This is a genomic window from Bacillus sp. FSL K6-1560, assembly GCF_038592935.1.
Lineage (GTDB): Bacteria > Bacillota > Bacilli > Bacillales > Bacillaceae > Bacillus > Bacillus subtilis.
Genome location: NZ_CP151946.1, coordinates 1,738,514 through 1,761,634 on the forward strand (window position 1 = coordinate 1,738,514; position 23,121 = coordinate 1,761,634).

Consider the following 23,121-nt stretch of genomic DNA (forward strand, 5'->3'; position numbering starts at 1 on the left):
TTTTAAAATGATTAAACGTTTGCAGAAGGGACGTTAGAATATGTCAAAACAACAAATCGGCGTTATCGGACTTGCGGTCATGGGTAAAAATCTGGCTTTAAATATCGAAAGCCGGGGATTTTCTGTTTCTGTTTACAACAGATCAAGCAGTAAAACTGAGGAGTTTTTACAGGAGGCAAAAGGAAAAAATGTTGTTGGCACTTACAGCATTGAAGAATTTGTCCAATCCTTGGAAACACCACGCAAAATCTTATTAATGGTTAAAGCGGGAACTGCAACAGATGCGACAATTCAATCTCTTCTTCCTCATCTAGAGAAGGATGATATTTTAATTGACGGCGGTAATACATACTATAAAGATACACAGCGCCGTAACAAAGAACTCGCTGAAAGCGGCATTCATTTTATCGGAACAGGCGTTTCCGGCGGAGAAGAAGGGGCGCTTAAAGGACCTTCTATCATGCCTGGCGGACAAAAAGAAGCACATGAGCTTGTAAAACCGATTCTTGAAGCCATTTCTGCAAAAGTTGACGGAGAACCTTGTACGACATATATCGGTCCGGACGGCGCCGGCCATTACGTAAAAATGGTGCACAACGGAATTGAATACGGAGATATGCAGCTGATCTCTGAATCATATTTCATTCTGAAACAGGTGCTGGGCCTTTCTGCTGATGAGCTTCACGAAGTTTTCGCTGAATGGAATAAAGGTGAGCTTGACAGCTACTTGATTGAGATTACAGCTGACATCTTTACGAAAAAAGACGAAGAAACAGGCAAACCGCTTGTTGATGTGATTCTTGATAAAGCAGGCCAAAAAGGAACAGGAAAATGGACAAGCCAAAGCGCACTTGACTTAGGTGTTCCGCTTCCGATTATTACTGAATCTGTATTCGCGCGCTTTATCTCAGCTATGAAGGAAGAGCGTGTGAAAGCGAGCGGCCTTCTTTCAGGACCAGAAGTGAAGCCTGTTACAGAAAATAAAGAAGAGCTGATTGAAGCGGTCAGAAAAGCGTTGTTCATGAGTAAAATCTGCTCGTACGCGCAAGGATTTGCCCAAATGAAAGCTGCTTCTGAAGAATACAACTGGGATCTGAAATATGGTGAAATCGCTATGATCTTCCGCGGTGGCTGCATCATTCGCGCGGCATTCCTTCAGAAGATCAAAGAAGCTTACGATCGCGAGCCTGAGCTTGACAACCTGCTTCTTGACAGCTATTTCAAGAATATTGTAGAAAGCTACCAAGGAGCGCTTCGCCAAGTGATTTCACTTGCAGTTGCACAAGGTGTGCCGGTGCCATCATTCTCAAGCGCATTAGCCTACTATGACAGCTACCGCACAGCCGTACTGCCTGCAAACTTAATCCAAGCACAGCGCGACTACTTTGGCGCTCATACGTATGAGCGTACTGACAAAGAAGGCATCTTCCATACTGAATGGATGAAGTAATCAATAGAAACCCCCGAAGCTCTTAAGCTTTGGGGGTTTTGTTATTAAAGAGATTGTTCAGCGTAAAAAAGCCGAAAATGCTTGTAAACATTTTCGGCTTTTTTCTTCTTATTATATATTCCACCAGTGTAAGCCGTCTTTCGCCAAAAGATCATCAGATTCTTTCGGTCCCATGGAGCCTGATTCGTAGTTAGGAGATAAGGTTTTGTTTGCTGCCCATGTTTCAGAAATAGAGTCGACAAAGCTCCAAGAAAGGGCAACTTCATCCCAGTGTGCAAAGTTTGTTGCATCGCCAAGAAGACAGTCGTGAATTAGTTTTTCATATGCTTCAGGGGTGTTCAACTCGTCATTGCAATTGCTGCAATAATCGAGTTTGATTGGCTGCGCGTGTGCTGCTCCGCCAAGCTTTTTAGCATTTAGGTAAAGCGTGATGCCTTCGTCAGGCTGAATATGAATGACAAGCAAGTTGGGATTCATGTTGTTTTCATTGCCGTAGTACAGGTTCATCGGAATGTCCTTAAATTGAACGACAATTTTTGTGGTCTTTTCTTTCATTCGTTTTCCTGTACGGATATAGAATGGAACACCAGCCCATCTGAAGTTGTCAATCAAGAGCTTGCCGGCAACAAAGGTTTCTGTATTGGAGTCAGGAGCGACATTATCTTCTTCTGTATAAGAAGGAACCGGTACACCGTCAATTTCACCAGCTTGATATTGTCCGCGCACAAAGTATTCATCCACTTCGTCTTTTGCAATAGGACGCAGTGCTCTCAGCACCTTCACTTTTTCGCTGCGGATTTCTTCTGTGTTCAATTTGATAGGCGGCTCCATTGCAAGAAGGGCAACCATCTGCATAATATGGTTTTGCACCATGTCGCGAAGGGCGCCTGATTTTTCGTAATATCTTGCGCGGTCTTCAACGCCTAGTGATTCGCTAGATGTGATTTGAATGTTTGAAATGTAGCGGTTTGTCCAAAGCGGTTCGAAAATCGCATTGGCAAATCGAATCACTTCAATGTTCTGAACCATTTGTTTGCCTAGATAATGGTCGATTCTGTAAATTTGATCTTCCGTAAATGCTTCGCGGATTTCTTTATTCAATGCCTGTGCGCTTGGCAGATCATGGCCGAACGGTTTTTCGATGACAAGGCGGGACCAGCCGGTTGTAGCTGTTACACCCTCTGATTTTAATGTTTTTGCAATCGTTCCGAAGAATTCAGGAGCCATTGCCAAGTAGAACATTCTGTTGTTAGGAATTTGATATGTATCTTCCAGCTGGTTAAGCAATACGTTTAGCTCTTGATAAGAACCAGGGTTTGTCACGTCAAACGGGTGATAGTAAAAATGAGACGTGAAATCATCTATATGCTTATCTGCAGATGAGGAAATGGATGTTTTAACAGTTTGGCGAAGATCCTCATTAGACCAAGGTCTTCTTCCAACTCCTACCACTGCAAACTCTTCTCCGATTTGTCCGTTTTGATATAAACGGTGAATAGACGGATACAATTTTCGTTTTGCTAAATCTCCAGTTGCACCGAATATGACAATTACTGCTTTTGGTTGTTGGTTTGTTTTCACTAAAAGTACCTCACTTTATTCGAAGCTTTATTTTAGTACACCCCGTATATTTCCTTCATTTTAAATCTAAAATTCAACGAAAGCAAACATTTAAGACCTTTTTTAAGCAGAATGCTGAAAAAATGTTTCTAGCACGAAAGGATTGTTCTTTTCAGAGGCAAGATTCACATTTTGAGCTTGATCCTGTATTCTTGTAGGTATCTGGTTCTAGTAGGAGGAAGGAAACGTGGAATTACTTTTTTTAGGAACGGGAGCCGGCATTCCCGCCAAGGCGAGAAATGTAACGTCGGTGGCATTAAAATTGCTTGAAGAAAGGCGTTCGGTATGGCTTTTTGACTGCGGGGAAGCCACACAGCATCAAATTTTACATACAACGATTAAACCTCGTAAAATAGAGAAAATCTTTATTACACACATGCACGGCGATCATGTATACGGACTTCCGGGGCTTCTGGGGAGCCGTTCCTTTCAAGGCGGAGAGGACGAGCTGACAGTGTACGGACCTAAAGGGATCAAGGCGTTTATTGAAACAAGCCTTGCCGTCACGAAGACCCATTTGACATATCCGCTTGCGGTCCAGGAAATTGAAGAAGGAATCGTGTTTGAGGACGATCAGTTTATTGTCACAGCGGTATCTGTTATTCATGGAGTGGAAGCCTTCGGGTACCGTGTGCAGGAAAAAGACGTACCGGGTTCCTTGAAGGCTGATGTATTAAAAGAAATGAACATCCCGCCCGGACCTGTATATCAGAAAATCAAAAAAGGCGAAACGGTAACGCTTGAAGACGGACGAATCATCAATGGGAATGATTTTCTGGAGCCTCCTAAAAAGGGAAGATCTGTTGTGTTCTCCGGTGATACGAGAGTAAGTGACAAACTAAAAGAGCTTGCGAGGGATTGTGATGTGCTTGTTCATGAAGCAACCTTTGCTAAGGAAGACCGTAAACTTGCTTATGATTATTATCACAGTACAACGGAACAAGCGGCTGTAACAGCGAAAGAAGCAAGAGCGAAGCAGCTCATTTTAACCCATATCAGCGCAAGATATCAGGGAGATGCTTCTTTGGAGCTTCAAAAAGAAGCGGTTGACGTTTTCCCCAATAGCGTGGCGGCATATGATTTCTTAGAGGTAAACGTCCCGCGAGGCTGAAGGCAGAGCTCTTATTTGACAATTTGTGATGATGTTGTATAATAAAACGTAATTATTACGTTTTATAAGGAGATGTTAAATATGAGAGTAAATGTTACTTTAGCCTGCACTGAAACGGGAGACCGAAATTACATCACAACAAAAAATAAACGCACCAATCCAGACCGTTTGGAGCTGAAAAAATATTCACCGCGTTTAAAGAAATATACCCTTCACCGTGAAACAAAATAATATAAAAGACCGGGAATCCCTTACGGCCCGGTCTTTTTTTACGTTAATTGACTGCCTGGTAAAGAGGAGCGGCCTGCTGGCACGCTGCGCACCATACGTCATAAATAGCCAAGTGAACGATATGAGGTTCATCATGATGGATGTTGTGGGAGCTGTTTTTAGCTTGAATCCAGCCGCTTTGGTTAGATAGAGACAATATGCTGCTGTGCAAGTTTTGCCACTCTTGTTCAGCAGCGAATTTCTCAGTCCGTTCTCCTGATGACAACACAAGAAGAGGCATGTTTCCTAAGTGGACTTGCCGCTTTTTGAGCTCCTGCAGACTTTTTGAAAACTCTGCATGTGTGCCCTCAAGCATCATCTTTCTCGTATGTGATTTGTGCATTTCTTCGGGTATAAAGGTAAAGCTGGCGCAATCGCCTAAAGCTGGGTCAAGAAGGACCATGCCGATAATATCATACTTGTTTTTGCAGGCCCATAAACCGGTGATGACAGCTCCGTATGAGTGTGAAACAGCCAAATAAGGAGGTTTTACATCAGCTGCTTTAAGCAAACTCTCCAATTCTTTCACTTGTTGATCAGCTGTTCGTTTAGCTCTGCTTTGCCCGCTTTTTCCTATGCCTGCCCGATCATATGTGAAAATGCCAAATTCATCATCAATGTCCGCCATTAATGGTTTCCACGTCTCAGAAGAAGTACCATAGCCGGCCTCAAAGACAATCGTTACACCGCTTGATCCTTTCCGGTGTTGTGTATGAAACGCACATCCGTCAATTGTATATGTCTTTTCCATCCAAGCTGATTTCATTGGAGTCATCTCCTCTAATTGGTTCTACTAGGGAGACGGAGAACCTTAGCCGATCGTTTCTCTAAAAATAAAAAAAGAGATATCCTCTACAGGATATCTCTTATGGGCATTACCAGCCTCTTTCGTATTGAACAGGGGCCGGAATCTCTGTATTGAGCTGTTTCGCAGCAGTTCTTGCAAAGAATGGATCTCGCAAAAGCTCTCTGCCGATAAAGATGAGGTCGGCACGTCCGTTTTGCAGAATTTCTTCAGCCATTGAACCGTCTGTAATCATGCCGACGGCACCAGTAGCCATGTCCGCCTGTTCACGGATTTTCTCAGCGAAGCTGACTTGATAGCCAGGGAATACGTTAATGTCTGCGTGAACAAGGGCGCCTGAACTGCAGTCAATTAAGTCAACACCCTGCTCCTTCATCCATTTTGCAAAACCGATGTGATCGGCAATGTCTAAGCCTTTATCAGTGTAGTCAGAAGCAGATACACGGACAAATAAAGGACCATCCCATACTTGTTTGACTTCATCAATGATCTCTCTCAAGAAACGATAGCGGTTTTCAGGTGAGCCGCCATATTCATCTGTGCGATGGTTGGAAAGCGGAGACAAAAATTCATGAATTAAATATCCGTGCGCCGCATGAATTTCAATCACATCAAAGCCGGCTTCTTTTGCGCGGGCAGCCGCTTGCTTGAACTCCTGAACTGTTTCTTTTACTTTTTCTGCTGACATTTCTACAGGTGTTGCTGATTGTTCGTCAAACGCAATCGCCGATGGAGCGAAGATATCTCCTTCAAGCTCAGCTTTACGTCCGGCATGGGCAAGCTGAATGCCGATTTTTGAACCTTGTTCTTTGACCTGCTCAGTCAGTTTGGCAAAGCCTTCAATATGCTCGTCGCTCCAAATGCCTAAGTCTTGGTCAGTGATTCGTCCTTGAGGGTTAACCGCTGACGCCTCTACAATAATCAGTCCGACCTGGCCGATTGCGCGCGATATGTAATGTGCCATGTGGAACGGTGTTAATTTTCCGTCCTTTTCATGAGAAGAATACATGCACATTGGCGACATGACAATGCGGTTTTTTAACGTCATATCTTTAATTGTAATCGGTGTAAATAATTTTCTGGCCATTTCTTTCGCCTCCCGTAAGGTTTTTAGAGATTGATTATATCAAGTCATTTCTTTCCCGTCATATAAACTGCTCAAATGAACCGCTTTTGTCAAACATTTCTGTATAATAGACGAGAAATCAGTTTATTTTTCAGTATAGAAGCATTTTTATTCATAGGAGGGGCGGAATCAATGAATTGGCAGACGAAGGACGAATTGCTGGCACTTTTAACTTCTCTTGTGCAATACGAAAGCATCACCGGTTCAAAGGGCGAGGCAGCGCTTGCAGAGTATCTTTATTTTATTTTGAAGGACAAGCCCTATTTTCAAAAGCACCCTGATGATGTAACACTTCATCCGATGGACGATGGCAGATCTTTTCTTACGGCTCTAGTCAAAAAGAAGAATGTCAAAAAGACAGTGCTTCTGCTGAGTCATTTTGATGTCGTTGACATAGAAGATTACGGCGAATTTAAACATATGGCTTGCAAGCCTGCTGAGCTTTTGAGCTCCTTTTTAGAGAAAAAAGAGCTGCTCCCGGAACGTGTGAGAAGAGATGCCGAAAGCGGAGACTGGCTGTTCGGAAGAGGGACGATGGATATGAAAGCGGGGCTTTGTGTTCAACTGTCGATGCTGGAGAGGGCAATGAACGGGCATTTTGAGGGCAATCTGCTGTTGATAACGGTTCCGGACGAGGAAGTGAATTCAAGAGGCATGATTGAAGCGGTTCCTGCATTGAAGGAAATGGAGAAAAAGCATGATATCACATTAACCGCTTGCCTGAATGCCGAACCGATGTTTGAAAAATTTCCCAGAGATCAGCAGCAATATTTTTATACAGGAAGCATTGGCAAGGTGCTTGCGGGTTTTTTCTGCAAGGGGATTGAGACACATGTTGGAGAGCCGTTTTCAGGCCTAAACGCAAATTTAATGGTATCTGAGATTAACCGTTTGCTTGAACTGAATGCTGATTATTGCGAAAAGGTTGATGGCGAGGTCACTCCGCCGCCGGTAAACTTAATGCAAAAGGACTTGAAAGAGGCATATTCAGTCCAGACACCGCATACAGCTGTCACATTATTTAATGTGCTGTCAATGAAACGCTCAGCTAGTGAGCTGCATCAGATGCTGCTTAAAACAGCAGAACAGGCGGCGGAGGAAATCATGTCGAACGTTCGGAAGAAAACACAGGATTTTCAACAATTTGAGCCATTTCAGCCGATTGAGCGGGACGTCACTGTTTTGACATTTGATGAGCTGGTCTCGCGTGCAAAAAAGCGTGCGGGGATCTCGGAAACAGAGCGGGCTCTAAATTATGCCTTTGCTAACAGGGGCGAGCTTGGAGACAGGGATTTTTCGACGAAAATTGTTTCTGAGCTTGCTTCGCTTTGTAAGGAGGATGCGCCGCTCATCGTTCTGTTTTATAGTCCGCCGCTTTATCCAGCTGTTTCTTCAAAGGATGATCAATTGATCAGAAATACAGCAGATCAGTTAAAGCATTATGCGGCTGAGCGATACGGCATTGCATTACGGGAGGTTCAGTACTTCCCCGGACTTTCGGACTTGAGTTATCTTCAGCTGGAAAAGCAGGAGGTTGATGCATACACAAGCAATATGCCGCTCTTTAACAGAGGATATTCATTGCCAAGCAGTAAAAATCAGGCTTTATATGTCCCGGTTTTAAATGTCGGTCCGGCTGGTAAAGACCCGCATAAATGGACGGAAAGATTGTATATGCCTTATTCCTTTGAAGTGCTTCCCGATTTGCTTTCATTTACGATCTCCGCGCTATTAAAGCAATCAGAATCTGCCGGCCAGCTGCTGCGGGAAAAATAAAAAACAGAAGGCACTGTGCCTTCTGTTTTTGTCCTTACATCTAAGAATGTCTCTCTAAGGCGGCACCGGCAAACTGTTCTTTGATTTCTGCGCTCCGTTTAGCTGTTTCTTCAATACAGTGAATAATTGCTTCTTCAAAGCGGGAGTCCTGTAAAGCGCGAAGACCTGCCTCTGTAGTGCCCCCAGGACTGGTGATTTCTTTACGCAGCTTTTCCGGCTGTTTGCCGCTTTGAAGGAGCATATCTGTTGCCCCTGCCATTGTCTGCAAAATGAGTGCTTTTGCCGTTTCTTTATCTAATCCTACTTTTTGTGCCGCTTTTTCCATCGCCTCAATATAACGATACACATAGGCCGGGCCGCTGCCTGCGATTGCAGTGACAGCGTCAAGATCTCGCTCCTCAACCAGTGTTGCATCACCGATTGTTTCCAATAGAGCTTTTGCGGCACTAATATCATTCTTGCTTGCTTCAGCGCTTACGGAAAATCCGGTTGCTGATTTTCTGATTGCCGCTGATGTATTCGGCATGACGCGAATGACCGGGAGATTTCTGCCAAAATAATGCTGAATGGTTTCGATGGTAAGGCCTGCAAGTACTGAAATGACAAGCTGGTCCTTGATATACGGCCGTATGCTGTCGATGCTTTCCGCCGCGTCTTTCGGTTTGAAAGCGAGGATAATGATATCGGTGTGAGTGAAAAACTCATTTTTATCTCTGCATGGACGCACGCCGTACGTTTCCTTTAATTCAATCAGACGCTCGTCATTTGAGCGATTTGTAATATAGATATGTTCTGGTTTTGTGATGCCGCTTTGCAAAATGCCGTTGATCATTGCTTCTGCCATTGATCCGGCGCCGACAAATCCTATCTTTTTCATTGATATCCTCCTTCTATCAGAACAACAAAAAACCTTTTCATCACGTAAAGGACGAAAAGGTTCGCGGTACCACCCTCATTAGCACAAATTGTGCTCAGCTCAAATCCCCGTAACGCGGGAAACGTTTAGGTTTTCCTAACCGCGACTTGAGGGCAGGTTCTACAAACAAGCGGGCCGCAACACCTTTCAGCCGGGGGTATCGCTCTCTTAGGCCATTGCCTTGTATACTATTCCTCGTCATAGCGTTCCAATGGTTCTCGTTTTAGTTTGTTGTTCATTATGCAATGGCGGACAAGCTAATGTCAATAGCTTTTTCAAAAAGGTTTGTTCTCATTCTGCAATAATGACACAAGACCGAGAAAAAGCTAAAATATGAATAATGAATGAAGACAAGGAGCGAAAGGATGACAACTGAAGATGTAATTGCGATCCGCGTCCCGACGCCGTTTGCTGTCGGCGATGTTATCGTTTACCTCGTAAAAGGTGATGCGCTGACACTTATCGATGCCGGGCCGAATACAAAAGAGGCTGCCAGAGCCCTACAAGAGCAGCTTGCCGCTGTAAATGTGAAAATATCAGATATCGAGCAGGTTGTACTGACTCACCATCATGCTGACCATGCAGGCTTGCTTGATGTCTTTTCAGATGAAATCGAAGTGATTGGGCATGCGTTCAACGAACCTTATATCAGCCGAAATCAAGCCTTTGTGGATTGGCAAAAACGTTTTTTTCAAAAGCTGCTGCCTGAATTAGGCGTTCCATTTGATACGGGGAAGGCGGAAAAGCTGATTCGGTCAGCGTACGCATTTTCCTGTACGAGATCTCTGACAAAATCAATCAGAGAAGGTATGGGCATAGATGGGCTTGAGGGCTGGTCTGTGTTGGAGATGCCTGGACATGCTGAATCGCATATCGTTCTGTTCCATGAAAAAAGCGGAAGGATGCTTGGCGGCGATCTACTGCTGGCAAACAGCTCATCTAATCCGATTTTGGAAGCGCCGAAAGCGGGAGACGTCAGGTCAAAGCCTTTAGTGGATTATCAGCGGTCATTGCGAAGGCTGTCTCAACTTGATCCAACAATCGTATTTCCTGGTCACGGCGAGCCTATCACCAGTGTACAAGCGCTGATTGAGAAGCGTTTTGACAAGCAGAGGAACAGGACGGAGGATGTTCGTCGCATGCTGGATGAAAAGCCGATGACCGCTTTTCAGGTCTGTCAGCAGCTTTTTCCTGCTGTATATGAAAAAGAATTGTTTTTAACGATGTCAGAAACGGCAGGTCACCTTGATGTGTTGGAGGCTGAAGAAGCCATCACGTCATATTGGGAAGGAAATACCGCATACTTTAAAACAATGAAGAGGTGAAATGGGTGAAACATATAGCGGGAAAAAGGATTTGGATAACCGGCGCTTCAGGAGGGCTTGGTGAAAGAATCGCATACTTATGCGCGGCTGAAGGAGCCCATGTCCTTCTGTCGGCTAGACGCGAGGATCGTTTGATAGAAATCAAAAGGAAAATAACCGAGGAATGGAGCGGACAGTGTGAGCTTTTTCCTCTGGATGTCGGCCGCCTAGAGGATATCATCCGGGTCCGCGATCAGATCGGCTCGGTTGATGTACTGATTAACAATGCAGGCTTCGGTATATTTGAAACGGTTTTAGACTCTACATTGGATGACATGAAAGCGATGTTTGATGTGAATGTCTTCGGCCTGATCGCCTGTACAAAAGCGGTGCTTCCGCAAATGCTTGAGCAAAAAAAGGGCCATATCATCAATATCGCCTCTCAAGCGGGGAAAATCGCAACACCGAAGTCTAGCCTGTATTCCGCGACCAAACATGCCGTGTTAGGTTACTCAAACGCTTTGCGGATGGAGCTTTCGGGAACCGGCATTTATGTGACAACAGTCAACCCGGGACCGATTCAGACGGACTTTTTTTCCATTGCTGATAAAGGCGGGGACTACGCCAAAAATGTCGGCCGCTGGATGCTTGATCCTGATGACGTGGCAGCTCAAATTACAGCTGCAATTTTTACGAAAAAGCGGGAGATCAATCTTCCGCGTTTAATGAATGCCGGCACTAAGCTGTATCAGCTGTTTCCAGCTCTTGTAGAAAAGCTGGCAGGACGCGCGCTCATGAAAAAATAATGATAGAACTGCCTGTGGTGGAGTGGCTTGTTTCTCACGAGGCAGTTTTTGATAGTGGAAGGGAGAGATTGTTGAATGTTAGTTCATTCAGAAGTCCTTCATGCTCTGCTTAAAGATCCGTTTATTCAGAAACTGATTGATGCAGAGCCTGTATTCTGGGCAAATTCAGGCAAGAAAGAGGGGCCAATACCCCGTGCAGATGAGTGGGCAACCGAGATAGCGGAAGCGGAAAAAAGAATGCGGCGGTTTGCACCTTACATTGCTGAGGTGTTTCCTGAGACGAAAGGCGCTAAAGGAATCATCGAGTCTCCGCTTTTTGAGGTGCAGCATATGAAGGGAAAGCTGGAAGCGGCATATCAGCAGCCATTTCCGGGAAGATGGCTTTTAAAGTGCGACCATGAGCTTCCGATTTCAGGATCGATTAAAGCGAGGGGCGGGATTTATGAAGTGTTAAAGCATGCTGAAAATCTCGCGCTTCAAGAAGGAATGCTTCAGGAAACCGATGATTACCGCATCTTACAGGAAGAGCGGTTTACCGGGTTTTTCTCCCGCTATTCGATTGCTGTCGGTTCGACAGGAAATCTAGGTTTAAGCATCGGCATCATCGGCGCGGCACTCGGCTTTCGCGTGACAGTGCATATGTCCGCCGATGCTAAGCAGTGGAAAAAGGATCTCCTCCGCCAAAAGGGAGTCACTGTTATGGAGTACGAAACAGATTACAGCGAAGCGGTGAACGAAGGGAGACGACAGGCGGAACAAGATCCATTCTGTTATTTTATTGATGATGAACATTCTCGACAGCTGTTCTTAGGATATGCTGTTGCTGCAAGCCGATTAAAAACACAGCTTGACTGTATGAATATAAAGCCAAGTCTTGAGACGCCCTTGTTTGTGTATCTGCCGTGCGGAGTCGGCGGAGGACCGGGCGGTGTAGCATTTGGGCTGAAGCTTTTATACGGAGATCATGTTCATGTGTTTTTCGCAGAACCAACTCATTCACCTTGTATGCTGTTAGGGCTTTATTCAGGACTTCACGAGAAAATCTCCGTCCAGGATATCGGCCTGGATAATCAGACTGCTGCTGACGGACTTGCCGTAGGGAGGCCGTCAGGATTTGTCGGCAAGCTGATTGAACCGCTTCTGAGCGGCTGTTATACGGTAGAGGACAATACGCTTTATACTTTGCTTCATATGCTGGCTGTATCTGAAGATAAATATTTAGAGCCCTCTGCTCTTGCCGGCATGTTCGGGCCGGTTCAGCTTTTTACGACAGAAGAGGGAAGGCGCTATGCTCAGAAATATAAGATGGAACATGCCGTACATGTCGTCTGGGGAACGGGAGGAAGCATGGTTCCAAAAGATGAAATGGCTGCGTATAACCGAATCGGTGCTGATTTGCTAAAAAAACGAAATGAAAAATAAGCAGACAGTAAAAAGGTTTTCCGTTACAATCTTTGTAAGGGTTTTAACCTACAGAGAGTCAGGTGTAAACAGTGAAAAATAAAGAACTTAACCTACATACTTTATATACACAGCACAATCGGGAGTCTTGGTCTGGTTTTGGGGGGCATTTGTCGATTGCTGTATCTGAAGAAGAGGCAAAAGCTGTGGAAGGATTGAATGATTATCTATCTGTTGAAGAAGTGGAGACGATCTATATTCCGCTTGTTCGCTTGCTTCATTTACATGTCAAGTCTGCGGCTGAACGCAATAAGCATGTCAATGTTTTTTTGAAGCACCCACATTCAGCCAAAATTCCGTTTATTATCGGCATTGCCGGCAGTGTCGCAGTCGGAAAAAGCACGACGGCGCGGATCTTGCAGAAGCTGCTTTCGCGTTTGCCTGACCGTCCAAAAGTGAGCCTTATCACGACAGATGGTTTTTTATTTCCTACTGCCGAGCTGAAAAAGAAAAATATGATGTCAAGAAAAGGATTTCCTGAAAGCTATGATGTAAAGGCGCTGCTCGAATTTTTGAATGACTTAAAATCAGGAAAGGACAGCGTAAAGGCCCCAGTGTATTCCCATCTAACCTATGACCGCGAGGAAGGTGTGTTCGAGGTTGTAGAACAGGCGGATATTGTGATTATTGAAGGCATTAATGTTCTTCAGTCGCCCACCTTGGAGGATGACCGGGAAAACCCGCGTATTTTTGTTTCCGATTTCTTTGATTTTTCGATTTATGTGGATGCGGAGGAAAGCCGGATTTTCACTTGGTATTTAGAGCGTTTTCGCCTGCTTCGGGAAACTGCTTTTCAAAATCCTGATTCATATTTTCATAAATTTAAAGACTTGTCTGATCAGGAGGCTGACGAGATGGCAGCCTCGATTTGGGAGAGTGTCAACCGGCCGAATTTATATGAAAATATTTTGCCGACTAAATTCAGGTCAGATCTCATTTTGCGTAAGGGAGACGGGCATAAGGTCGAGGAAGTGCTGGTAAGGAGGGTATGAAATTGTGCATCATATCGAACTGTATGTCTCTGATTTGGAGGCGTCTAGGCGGTTTTGGGGATGGTTCTTAAAAGAACTTGGCTATAAAGAGTATCAAAAATGGAGCTCAGGCATCAGCTGGAAGAAAGATCGTTTTTACCTAGTGATTGTGCAGGCGAAAGAGCCATTTCTAGAGCCGGAATACCATAGATGCCGAGTCGGTCTGAACCATCTCGCATTTCATGCTGAATCCAAGCTTCAAGTCGATCAGATGACTGGAAAATTGACGGCAAAAGGTTATCGTGTGTTGTACCGAGACAGGCATCCTTTTGCCGGAGGAGACGGGCATTATGCAGTCTTTTGTGAGGATCCAGACCGGATTAAGGTAGAGCTCGTTGCCCCAAGCTGTTAATCGTGATCTTTGGACAGGCTGTTCAGCTTTTTCTCAATGTGATCCAGCTGCGCTTTTCGGTTTTTCGCATACTTGAAGCCTGTAACAGCCGCAAAGATGACAGCGGCAAATATAATAAATACAAACAGCTGAAACATCACAACACCTATATTCATGTTCTTCACCTCATGTTTGCGGGAGAGTTTCATTCTCTTCCGTTTTTTATTTAAAGCGGCTTTTCCAGACGAGAACGGTGTTTTGTGGTCTCCATTTTCATTTGCCGATAGGCGAACGCTAAAAATGGCAGGCCGAGCAGGGTAATGCCGCTCAGGACAGAAAAAATAAAAATCGGCCTGTCAGCGCCAAACAGGTCTATACATATCCCCCCGACCCAAGGGCCGATGACGTTTCCGAGCTGTGAAAAACCGATTGCCCCGAAATAAGTGCCTTTTAATCCTGGTTTTGCAATCTGGTCTACATATAAATCCATCATAGAGAATAAAAGAACTTCGCCGATTGTAAATGTGATGACAATCATCACAATTGATGGAACACCGTGCGATACGGTGAAAATGGCCATGCTGATGCTAACCATCACATTACCGAGCATCAGAGAACAAAGCGGCGAAAACCGTTTTGCAAAATGGACAATGGGAAATTGCGTCGCCAACACAACGATTGCGTTTAATGTCAGCATCAGCCCATACAGCTTCGTTCCATTGCCGATCAAGGGGCTCTGCGCCATATACTGAGGGAATGTGGAACTCAATTGTGAGTAGCCGAAGGTGCATAGCGTAATGCCGACCAAAGCAATGGTAAAAAGATAATCCTTTTGCGTGACCATAAACGCTTCCCGCACGCTCATATTTCGGGACTGGGCTGGTGCTGATAAGGATGGATGTTTTTTAAATTGGAGGGCAAGCACAATTCCGTATAGTCCGTAAATGACTGCAGGCACCAAAAAGGGCGTAGTCGATTGCGATGAGCCGAAATATAGGCCAAGCACAGGTCCGAAGACAACGCCGATATTAATAGCCGCATAGCGTAAATTAAAAACTAGCAGTCTCGTTTTTTCTTCTGTCATATCAGACAGCAAAGCCTTTGAAGCGGGCTCAAACAGTGATTTGCAAAGACCGTTTAATGCGTTAACTACAAAAAACACCCAGAGGTGAGATGCCGCCGCAAAGCCTGCAAATACCAGCATCCATCCGAAAATCGATACAAGCATCATGTTTTTTCTGCCGAATTTATCTGAGATATATCCGCCGTAAAAGCTTGCGAGGATGCCGACTGATGAGCTCGCGGCGATGACCAGCCCTGCATAGGAAGCTGATGCGCCTTGGACGGCTGTCAAATAAATCGCTAAAAAAGGAATGCTCATCGATGTTGCCATTCTGCCGAAAATGGTTCCGATTATAATTGTCCAGCTGATCGGGTGGATATCTTTCCATTTCTTCATGAATTATATTCTCTCCTGTATGTATGATCTTTCTCTATCATATATGAAAAAATTTCCTTCTCCAATAGATCGTTCAAAATATTTCGTTATTGACATGTAGTATGCCTGATTGTATGGATGGCAATATACTATGCGTTGAGGATGCGTGTGGCGGGGGTTACATCTTGAAATTGAAGGTGATGACAGAAGGAAAATGACGGTATGTCCGAATTCAGTGAGGGTGTGTTTGAAACATTAAAAGAGTTTAAGCCGCCAGGACGTAGATCATATCGGCAGTGAAACCGGCTATGAGATCAAGATGTAAGCTGAAAACCGATGGACCGCATGACAGAACAAGAGAGCACATCTCTTCGAAAAAGTGTATACGCGTGATCATGGACAGCTTATTCCGTTTTGCGCGAGTTCTGAGGGGGAATTTTACGCCAGGCCATATGAATCTATGGAGTGTGAGAAAATCCTGCTTTTTCTGTAAGCCTGAGACTGTTTATTTGTTTCAGGCGGTGTTTTCAAAGGGAAGTCGCATCAGCGGCTGAAAGAACTGACAGTCATGCGTTTAAGAGAACAGGCCTTGGTTTGTGACATAGTCATAAATGATATCTTCTATATGCGCATGCAAATCCTCATCTGGTTCTTCATTCCGTCTCTCTTGTAGAGCCGCTTTCAGGCTTTGTTTTTCATACGGGCTTAACGGATCTATAGCAACGTTTCTGCCGTATTGCCGCAATGCCTGTTCCATCATTTTTTCGACAAATTTCTCCATCATGACTCTCCTATCCTTATGCTTCGCTTTTATTCTACTAAATGTTTTTCTTCTCTCAAACCCTTGGATCATATTTTCTGTCAGACAAGAATCATTTACCAGTATAAAACGAACATACTTTCGCATATAATGAAAAACGAACATAAGTTCTTTTTAGAGGTGTGTATGATGAAAGAAAAAGTGATTTTTCTCGTTGACATGCAATCGTTTTATGCATCTGTAGAGAAAGCGGAAAATCCACATTTGAAAAATAAGCCTGTCATTGTTTCGGGTGACCCTGAAAAAAGGGGCGGAGTCGTATTGGCTGCCTGCCCGCTGGCGAAACAAAAAGGTGTGGTGAATGCTTCACGGCTGTGGGAGGCGCAGGAAAAGTGTCCTGAGGCTGTTGTGCTCCGGCCGCGTATGCAGCGGTATATTGATGTATCACTGCAAATTACGGCCATTCTCGAGGAGTATACAGACCTTGTGGAGCCTTATTCTATCGATGAACAGTTCATGGACATTACAGGCAGCCAGAAGCTGTTTGGGACGCCGATGGAGATCGCGAAAAGCATTCAGGGCAGAATCATGCGGGAGATCGGCGTTTATGCACGGGTCGGAATCGGCCCTAACAAAGCGCTGGCCAAAATTGCGTGTGACAATTTTGCCAAAAAGAATAAGAACGGTATTTTTACCTTAACGAAAGAAAATATGAAAACCGAAATGTGGCCGCTCCCGGTGGGCAGCATGTTTGGCGTCGGGAGCCGCATGAAGCATCATTTAAATCGGATGGGCATCAGCACGATCGGCGGGCTCGCGGCTTTTCCGCTCGATCTTTTAAAAAAGAAATGGGGCATTAACGGCCACGTGCTGTGGATGACGGCAAACGGAATCGACTATTCCCCTGTGTCAACTTCGTCTCTGGACGGGCAAAAGGCGATAGGCCATGGAATGACTCTCCCGAGAGACTACGAACACTTTGACAAAGAAATCAAGGTCGTATTGCTTGAGCTGAGTGAAGAAGTGTGCAGGCGAAGCCGAAACGCCGGGGTCATGGGGCAGACGGTGTCAGTGAGCTGCCGGGGTGCTGATTTTGATTGGCCGACGGGCTTCAACCGGCAAGTGAAGCTGGCAGAGCCGACTAATTCTACGCAGGATGTATATGAGGCTGTACGACGGCTGTTTCTTACATTTTGGGACGGGAAACCTGTCCGCCGCCTCGGTGTCAATCTGTCTCAGCTCTCATCTGATGACATATGGCAGCTCAATTTATTTCAGGATTATGCAAAGAAAATGAGCCTGGGCTATGTGATGGACGGCATTAAAAATCGATTCGGCGACACAGCAATCATCAGGGCGGCGTCACTGACAGCGGCAGGCCAGGCATTTGAACGTGCGGCTAAAATAGGGGGGCATTATAAATGAACGACCATTTAAAAAGAGGCAACCTGCTGTGGGAAGGGAGCAGGATGTTTCTGCCGGAACATAAGCAAAGCCTGCTGGAGAGAAAGCGGCTTAAACAAAAGCTGCAGAAGCCGATCCTTGATCCCGATAAGCTGGAAGAGATGAATCAAACGCTTTGCGCCGCGATGGAGTTTGCTCAGGATATCACTGTGAGCTGCTTTCAGGACGGTGAAATTGTCCGCTGCACCGGGAAAATCTGCCGGTATGAAGAGTTTGAAAAAGCAGTATGGATAAAAGGAGACGAGGATCAGCTTTATAAGCTGAAACTTGATCAAGTGCTTGATATTGTGCTGTAAAGTCTCTCCTCCTGCTTGGGGGAGAAATAGGTTTAAAATGATCAAACATTGTTCCCTCGGCAGTCTGGAAACGTATAATACAGGAAAGAAGGCATTTACAATTCCAGCCAGGCAAAATATAATTTTTATATTGTGAGAAAAAGAGCTGACATTCGTTTTGCCAGACGGAGGGAGATCAAATCGTAATGGATATTCGAACAATCACGTCTTCAGATTATGAAATGGTAACGTCTGTACTGAATGAATGGTGGGGCGGCAGACAGCTGAAAGAAAAATTGCCGAGACTATTTTTTGAGCATTTTCAGGACACAAGCTTTATTACATCCGAACATAACAGCATGACGGGATTTTTAATCGGATTTCAATCGCAATCGGATCCTGAAACGGCGTACATTCATTTTTCCGGTGTGCATCCAGATTTCAGAAAAATGCAAATTGGGAAACAATTGTATGATGTATTTATCGAAACAGTAAAACAAAGAGGCTGCACCCGGGTAAAGTGCGTCACTTCACCTGTGAATAAGGTATCAATCGCATATCACACAAAATTGGGGTTTGATATTGAAAAGGGCACCAAGACGGTAAATGGCATCTCAGTGTTTGCAAACTATGATGGCCCGGGCCAAGACAGGATACTGTTTGTCAAAAACATATGAGGGGGAAATATGATGGATTTTTTATCAAAAACACCTGAGCCTCCTTACTATGCAGTCATTTTTTCTTCTGTCAAAAGCGAAAATGACACAGGATATGGAGAAACAGCGGAGCGGATGGTATCGCTTGCGGCGGATCAGCCTGGATTTTTAGGCGTGGAAAGCGTACGTGAAGCGGATGGAAGGGGCATCACAGTTTCCTATTGGGACAGTATGGACGCAATTAACCATTGGAGGCATCACACTGAACATCAAGCAGCAAAAGAAAAAGGAAAAAGCGTTTGGTACGAGTCGTATGCAGTCCGCGTCGCAAAAGTCGACAGACAGCGGCTGTTTCAGGAGAACACGAATGATTGAATTTCTCCAGCATAAGGAAGCCGCGATAGCGCGTGAGATTTTAGCCGTACAGATCCCCGCCTACATAAAGGAAACAGAGATTATCGGTTTTGACGGTATTCCCGCTTTACAAGAGAAGGTGAAGGATATTCAAGCATCCCATGAACGGTTTGCGGGATATCGGAAAAACGGCAAGCTGATCGGTGTCATTTCATATGAGAAAAACATGCATCATCTCACCATTTGCAGGCTTGTTGTGCATCCTGACGGTTTCAGAAAAGGAATTGGACGAGCACTTCTGCAATTTGTCATTGATCATAATGAAGACGCTGAGAAAATCGAAGTAGTCACAGCCGAGAACAATACCCCGGCCGTGTCACTCTATACACAGGCTGGATTCCAAAAGGCAGAAACCGTCAAAGCAGCGCAGGGTCTATTGCTGTCGGTCTTTCATTTGTATCCGAAAAGAAAAGTTGAGGTCATTCTCTACAACGAAAAATGGGCAGAATGTTTCGATGAAGAAAAAGAACGGCTGAAACTTGTGTTCGGGCCGGAGATTATCGCTGTTCATCACATCGGAAGCACATCAATACCGAACATGGCAGCGAAGCCAATCATTGATATGTTAATTGAAGTCAGAAGCATTGAAGCCGTGAGCCAATTTGATGAACAAATGAAGGCTAACGGCTATACACCAAAAGGTGAGAACGGCATAGCGGGCAGGCGTTATTTCCAAAAGGGCGGAAATAAACGCACTCATCATGTCCATATGTACGAACAGGGAAACCCTGCTATTGAAAGGCATCTGTTATTCAGAGATTATCTCAGAGCTCATCCAAACATAGCGAAAGAATACGCCGTTCTCAAAAAACGGCTGGCGGCCCAGCATCCTGACAGCATCAATCAGTACATACAAGGGAAAGATGAGTGGATCAAGACTGCAGAAGAAAATGCGAAGCGGTGGAAAAAAGGCAGAAACAATGCGAATGGCAGTGTTGTATGCTACAATAGCGAAAATGATGAAAACGGGGGTTTCACCTTATGAACATACATGTGACAGATGCAGCAAAACAGGCACTGCAGCAGGCGTTTGACGCCAACCCGGGGAAAAAAGCCCAGCTTCGTTACGATGCAGAAGGATGCGGCTGCGCGGTAAGCGGTGTCCCGACAATCTGGCTGGCAGAAGAATTAACGGGACAGTGCGAGCAGCTGGAAACGAACGGCATTCCGCTGTATATCCAATCGTCACAAAAAGTGTTTTTTGACGATCAAATGACGATCGATTACAATGAAAAAGCCAAAACATTGGCGCTGAAAAGCCCGGCTGAAATGCTCAGCCCCAGAATGAGCATATTAGTAAAGTAGGAGACGCGAAACGTGGAACAAAAGCTGAAGGCAATGAAGAACACAGCACAAAATAAAACGTGGGTATCCTTCCTGAATCAAAACCATCCCTATACCTTGCTTCACTGGTCAATTGGAGGAGCAGAGTCCATCAAGAAAGATGTCTGGCTATTGCAGGATGAAATGACCTTCGAGACGCAGGAGTTTACAACGATAGATCTTGCGATTGAATGGATCAGAGAAAATATGGATGGCATTACCGACGTTCTGTAACATAAAAAAGCGAAAGAGCCGAAGAGGCCTTTCGCTTTTTTATTCTGTTGAATCATTCATGTTGTCTAAAAACTCCTGCACTGTTTTTCGGTACGTATCCCGATTTTTGGTATATGACATGGCGTGTTCACCGTTCTCGGCAATGTACAGCGCTTTCGGCCCGCGTTTCTTTTCATAAAGCCGCTCGGTTGAAGAAACAGGAATGTAGTCATCATCCTTACTGTGAATAAAGAGGACCGGCTTTTCGATTTTATCAATGACAGCAAGCGGAGATACTTCACGTGCGCGATAGCCGCCTCTCAGCTTCAAAAAGAAGTCGGCGATAGGAAGCAGGGGCCAAGACGGGAGCCTGTATTCCGCTCTCAGCCGGTAGGCAAGCTGTTCATCAAAACATGCGAACGGACAATCGGCAATATAAAAATCAGCGCCATCGCTGCAGTGTGCACCAGCGTAAAGCAGGGCGGTCACAGCTCCCATCGACTCACCGTGAATTCCGATCAATCCGCGATGATTTGTTTTGTTTTTGAGCCAGCTGACAACCTTATTGAGATCATCCTTTTCGTAAAATCCGTAGCTGGTCGTCTTTCCGCCGCTTTGGCCATGCCGGCGGTGGTCATAAATGAGCACATTCCAGCCGAGATCAAGAAATAAATGCATATACTTAAGAGAATTCAGTACATTCATCGTCACCCCGTGGCAGATGATGATGGTATTTGGTGTGTCATGCGGTGCGACATGGTATCCTTTTACGTCGTACCCGTAAGCGGATGGTATCACAAAAGCGGTTTTCTCCATTTGTTCAAATGATTCAAACACATCATGTCCGTCGTCTGTCTCTCTTTTGATAATGTCTTCATCCGTTTTTCTCTTGATGAATAGAATCATATTCGAAAAAACAATTCCGATTGCGATGACAGCTGTTACGAGAGCGCCAATGGCCAAAAGGATTTTCTTCAAAAGTCACAGCACCTTTCAACTAAATATAGGTAATTCGTGTTTAAAATCATTATACCTAAACACTGCTTCGCTGAGAAAGTAATCAGAAGAGAGTCTGCTTGTTCAGTGTATATGCTCCGTGATAAACTGTCTTCAAAACAAAACATGGGGGAAGTCTGAATGAAAAAACAAAAATCCGCTGACAAACACCAGCTAAAAGACGGCCTTCAATCCGATATCAAAGCAAAGCTTATGGAGATGAAGAGCCAATTGAAGGAAGAGGATGAAAAGAGGCAGGAAAGAGAAAAAGCAGAACAGATCAGAAAGAAAAAAGAGATCGAAAAAAATAAGAGCTTTGAAGAACTCCTAAATGAAAGCCAAATGGATTGGCATCAATATAAATAAACCAGCACCCGTACGGGTGCTGGTTTTTCTGCTATGAGCGATGAGCTTTGTAAATGTCTTGTTTCGCATGAGATTGGAGCGCTTTGATTTCCTCTTCGGTTAAACGCCGTGCATTTGCTGCCTGAATATTTTCCCGTAACTGCTCAATCTTACTGGCGCCTGTAATCACTGAAGCGACAGCAGGCTGTGCTAGCAGATACTGCAGCGACTTTTCTGTCATGGAAAGATCGGGAGCCACTTCCTCCATTGCCTTGCGGGCGTTTGTCAGTTCCTCGAATGAATAGGACAAGTACCCGTTTTGTTTCATGCTGTCTGAAGCTTGATCAAGCGGTTTTTCAGTTAAGAGCCCTTTGGCAACAGGACCTCTGGCGACTACGCTGATTTGATGTTCCTCTAAAAGCGGGAGCCATTCCTCAGGGCGTCTGTCAAACAGGCTGAATTGCATCATAATGCTGACGATGTTTGATTTTTTTACATATTCTTTAATCACATTCGGGCGGATGGAAGAAATGCCGTAGTAGCGGATGACACCTTCTTGTTTTAATTCCTCAAACGCTTCGATCGTTTCATCAATGTTGTCCTCTATCGTGCCGCCGTGAAGCTGATAAAGGTCGATATAATCTGTTTTCAGACGTGTAAGGCTCTTTTTTACCGCCTCTTTTATGTAAGCTTTTGAAGGGTCCCAATACCAGCCCTCGCTTCCGTCATCCCAACGGTTTCCCGCTTTTGTTGCCAGTATAATATCCTGGCGTCTGTTTTGGATCGCATCACCGACAATTTCTTCATTGCGGCCTCGGTCATACAAATCCGCTGTGTCCAAATAGTTGATGCCAAGCTCGATCGCTTCATCCAGAATGGACAATGCTTTGTTTTTTTCAGTTCCAAGAGACATACAGCCGAGTCCGACTTCACTAATGTCTAAATCAGATGTACCCAATTTGCGCTTTTTCATGTGCACACTCCTTTTTTAGGCTTTGTATTGACCGTAATATAAAGGAGCTAAAGTTTCAACTTTTATGGCTTTGAGATCCAATCTTTCACATATTGAAATGTGCGTCCATACTCTTTTAACTTCGCCCGAATTTCCCATGCTTTTCCGACTAAGACAACACCTTTTGGCATGCGGTGCACTTTCACGAAGAAGCCCCCTTTTGCTCTAGTATGATAAAATGTATGGGGCATCATATAGAGACAGAACGGGAGATGAAG

At 44.8% G+C, this 23,121-nt stretch carries 27 protein-coding genes; 17 read left to right on the plus strand and 10 right to left on the minus strand.

The window, feature by feature from the left end; translation table 11 throughout:
• Window positions 1-40 precede the first annotated feature (40 nt).
• Window positions 41-1,450, plus strand: coding sequence for an NADP-dependent phosphogluconate dehydrogenase (gndA, locus tag NYE22_RS09445; protein ID WP_003230365.1), 1,410 nt, complete (start codon window positions 41-43; stop codon window positions 1,448-1,450).
• Window positions 1,451-1,561: 111 nt separating this feature from the next.
• Here gndA and zwf read toward each other — a convergent pair whose 3' ends face one another.
• Window positions 1,562-3,031, minus strand: a complete 1,470-nt coding sequence (gene zwf, locus NYE22_RS09450; protein ID WP_046160560.1) for a glucose-6-phosphate dehydrogenase — start codon at window positions 3,029-3,031, stop codon at window positions 1,562-1,564.
• A 226-nt stretch (window positions 3,032-3,257) separates the two neighbouring features.
• On the opposite strand from zwf, the gene rnz reads away from it, so the two are divergent.
• Both rnz and rpmG read left to right on the plus strand, forming a co-directional pair.
• Complete coding sequence (gene rnz, locus NYE22_RS09455; RefSeq protein WP_014477267.1) at window positions 3,258-4,181, plus strand: ribonuclease Z; 924 nt, start codon at window positions 3,258-3,260, stop codon at window positions 4,179-4,181.
• 81 nt (window positions 4,182-4,262) lie between these two features.
• Window positions 4,263-4,412, plus strand: coding sequence for a 50S ribosomal protein L33 (gene rpmG, locus NYE22_RS09460; RefSeq protein WP_003226511.1), 150 nt, complete (start codon window positions 4,263-4,265; stop codon window positions 4,410-4,412).
• A gap of 43 nt (window positions 4,413-4,455) precedes the next feature.
• On the opposite strand, the gene NYE22_RS09465 is transcribed toward rpmG, so the two are convergent.
• Window positions 4,456-5,217 carry an alpha/beta hydrolase gene (locus NYE22_RS09465; protein ID WP_014477266.1) on the minus strand — a complete coding sequence of 254 codons (762 nt, stop codon included), beginning with the start codon at window positions 5,215-5,217 and terminating at the stop codon, window positions 4,456-4,458.
• 109 nt (window positions 5,218-5,326) lie between these two features.
• Window positions 5,327-6,343 (minus strand): NADPH dehydrogenase NamA, encoded by a 1,017-nt coding sequence (gene namA / locus NYE22_RS09470; protein WP_003230377.1) that lies wholly within the window; start codon window positions 6,341-6,343, stop codon window positions 5,327-5,329.
• A 171-nt stretch (window positions 6,344-6,514) separates the two neighbouring features.
• Here namA and NYE22_RS09475 point away from each other — a divergent pair, with 171 nt between their 5' ends.
• Window positions 6,515-8,158, plus strand: coding sequence for a M20/M25/M40 family metallo-hydrolase (locus NYE22_RS09475; RefSeq protein WP_342412476.1), 1,644 nt, complete (start codon window positions 6,515-6,517; stop codon window positions 8,156-8,158).
• A 40-nt stretch (window positions 8,159-8,198) separates the two neighbouring features.
• Here NYE22_RS09475 and proC read toward each other — a convergent pair whose 3' ends face one another.
• Window positions 8,199-9,035: a pyrroline-5-carboxylate reductase gene (proC, locus tag NYE22_RS09480; RefSeq protein ID WP_342412477.1), complete on the minus strand. Its 837-nt coding sequence runs from the start codon at window positions 9,033-9,035 to the stop codon at window positions 8,199-8,201.
• 404 nt (window positions 9,036-9,439) lie between these two features.
• Between proC and NYE22_RS09485 the strand changes: the two genes are divergently transcribed.
• The 5 genes from NYE22_RS09485 (at window position 9,440) to NYE22_RS09505 (ending at window position 14,028) form a co-directional block, all read left to right on the plus strand.
• A complete protein-coding gene (locus NYE22_RS09485; RefSeq protein WP_038829766.1) occupies window positions 9,440-10,399 on the plus strand; it encodes an MBL fold metallo-hydrolase in 960 nt (319 codons plus the stop codon).
• Window positions 10,400-10,404: 5 nt separating this feature from the next.
• Entirely contained in the window at window positions 10,405-11,184 is a 780-nt protein-coding gene (locus NYE22_RS09490; protein WP_021479974.1) for an SDR family oxidoreductase, read from the plus strand.
• Window positions 11,185-11,259: 75 nt separating this feature from the next.
• Window positions 11,260-12,606: a D-serine ammonia-lyase gene (gene dsdA / locus NYE22_RS09495; protein ID WP_038829767.1), complete on the plus strand. Its 1,347-nt coding sequence runs from the start codon at window positions 11,260-11,262 to the stop codon at window positions 12,604-12,606.
• A gap of 71 nt (window positions 12,607-12,677) precedes the next feature.
• On the plus strand, window positions 12,678-13,637 hold the full coding sequence (gene coaA, locus NYE22_RS09500; RefSeq protein WP_003245966.1) for a type I pantothenate kinase: 960 nt from the start codon (window positions 12,678-12,680) through the stop codon (window positions 13,635-13,637).
• Window positions 13,638-13,641: 4 nt separating this feature from the next.
• Window positions 13,642-14,028 (plus strand): VOC family protein, encoded by a 387-nt coding sequence (locus tag NYE22_RS09505; RefSeq protein WP_072173308.1) that lies wholly within the window; start codon window positions 13,642-13,644, stop codon window positions 14,026-14,028.
• Here NYE22_RS09505 and NYE22_RS09510 read toward each other — a convergent pair.
• The 3 genes from NYE22_RS09510 to NYE22_RS09520 all read right to left on the minus strand — a co-directional run bounded on the left by NYE22_RS09510 (window position 14,025) and on the right by NYE22_RS09520 (window position 16,226).
• The gene (locus NYE22_RS09510) at window positions 14,025-14,183 is read right to left on the minus strand and encodes a hypothetical protein (RefSeq protein ID WP_342412478.1); all 159 of its coding nucleotides are present in this window, start codon (window positions 14,181-14,183) and stop codon (window positions 14,025-14,027) included. The genes NYE22_RS09505 and NYE22_RS09510 overlap by 4 nt on opposite strands.
• 50 nt (window positions 14,184-14,233) lie before the next feature.
• On the minus strand, window positions 14,234-15,466 hold the full coding sequence (locus tag NYE22_RS09515) for an MFS transporter (protein ID WP_038829768.1): 1,233 nt from the start codon (window positions 15,464-15,466) through the stop codon (window positions 14,234-14,236).
• A gap of 553 nt (window positions 15,467-16,019) precedes the next feature.
• A complete protein-coding gene (locus NYE22_RS09520; protein ID WP_014477257.1) occupies window positions 16,020-16,226 on the minus strand; it encodes a YqzH family protein in 207 nt (68 codons plus the stop codon).
• 165 nt (window positions 16,227-16,391) lie between these two features.
• Between NYE22_RS09520 and NYE22_RS09525 the strand changes: the two genes are divergently transcribed.
• From NYE22_RS09525 to NYE22_RS09555, 7 genes are all read left to right on the plus strand, one after another.
• Entirely contained in the window at window positions 16,392-17,630 is a 1,239-nt protein-coding gene (locus tag NYE22_RS09525) for a DNA polymerase IV (RefSeq protein WP_080121355.1), read from the plus strand.
• Window positions 17,627-17,965, plus strand: coding sequence for a YolD-like family protein (locus NYE22_RS09530; RefSeq protein ID WP_014477255.1), 339 nt, complete (start codon window positions 17,627-17,629; stop codon window positions 17,963-17,965). The genes NYE22_RS09525 and NYE22_RS09530 overlap by 4 nt, the downstream gene beginning before the upstream one ends.
• A gap of 185 nt (window positions 17,966-18,150) precedes the next feature.
• Window positions 18,151-18,621 (plus strand): GNAT family N-acetyltransferase, encoded by a 471-nt coding sequence (locus NYE22_RS09535; protein WP_187953653.1) that lies wholly within the window; start codon window positions 18,151-18,153, stop codon window positions 18,619-18,621.
• A 9-nt stretch (window positions 18,622-18,630) separates the two neighbouring features.
• Window positions 18,631-18,975, plus strand: coding sequence for an antibiotic biosynthesis monooxygenase (locus NYE22_RS09540; RefSeq protein ID WP_041053294.1), 345 nt, complete (start codon window positions 18,631-18,633; stop codon window positions 18,973-18,975).
• A complete protein-coding gene (locus tag NYE22_RS09545) occupies window positions 18,968-19,999 on the plus strand; it encodes a bifunctional GNAT family N-acetyltransferase/GrpB family protein (RefSeq protein ID WP_003230409.1) in 1,032 nt (343 codons plus the stop codon). The genes NYE22_RS09540 and NYE22_RS09545 overlap by 8 nt, the downstream gene beginning before the upstream one ends.
• Window positions 19,996-20,319, plus strand: coding sequence for an iron-sulfur cluster biosynthesis family protein (locus tag NYE22_RS09550; protein ID WP_003226552.1), 324 nt, complete (start codon window positions 19,996-19,998; stop codon window positions 20,317-20,319). Before NYE22_RS09545 ends, NYE22_RS09550 begins: the two co-directional genes overlap by 4 nt.
• Window positions 20,320-20,331: 12 nt before the next feature.
• Window positions 20,332-20,571 (plus strand): YqkC family protein, encoded by a 240-nt coding sequence (locus NYE22_RS09555; RefSeq protein WP_003230411.1) that lies wholly within the window; start codon window positions 20,332-20,334, stop codon window positions 20,569-20,571.
• Between the two features lie 39 nt (window positions 20,572-20,610).
• Here the strand turns inward: NYE22_RS09555 and NYE22_RS09560 are convergent, their stop codons facing one another.
• Window positions 20,611-21,528, minus strand: coding sequence for an alpha/beta hydrolase (locus NYE22_RS09560; protein ID WP_169037837.1), 918 nt, complete (start codon window positions 21,526-21,528; stop codon window positions 20,611-20,613).
• A gap of 159 nt (window positions 21,529-21,687) precedes the next feature.
• Between NYE22_RS09560 and NYE22_RS09565 the strand changes: the two genes are divergently transcribed.
• Entirely contained in the window at window positions 21,688-21,912 is a 225-nt protein-coding gene (locus tag NYE22_RS09565) for a YqkE family protein (RefSeq protein ID WP_003230416.1), read from the plus strand.
• A gap of 31 nt (window positions 21,913-21,943) precedes the next feature.
• On the opposite strand, the gene NYE22_RS09570 is transcribed toward NYE22_RS09565, so the two are convergent.
• Both NYE22_RS09570 and mciZ read right to left on the minus strand, forming a co-directional pair.
• The gene (locus NYE22_RS09570) at window positions 21,944-22,864 is read right to left on the minus strand and encodes an aldo/keto reductase (protein WP_021479963.1); all 921 of its coding nucleotides are present in this window, start codon (window positions 22,862-22,864) and stop codon (window positions 21,944-21,946) included.
• Window positions 22,865-22,926: 62 nt separating this feature from the next.
• Window positions 22,927-23,049 (minus strand): Z-ring formation inhibitor MciZ, encoded by a 123-nt coding sequence (gene mciZ / locus NYE22_RS09575; protein WP_003230420.1) that lies wholly within the window; start codon window positions 23,047-23,049, stop codon window positions 22,927-22,929.
• Window positions 23,050-23,121 lie beyond the last annotated feature (72 nt).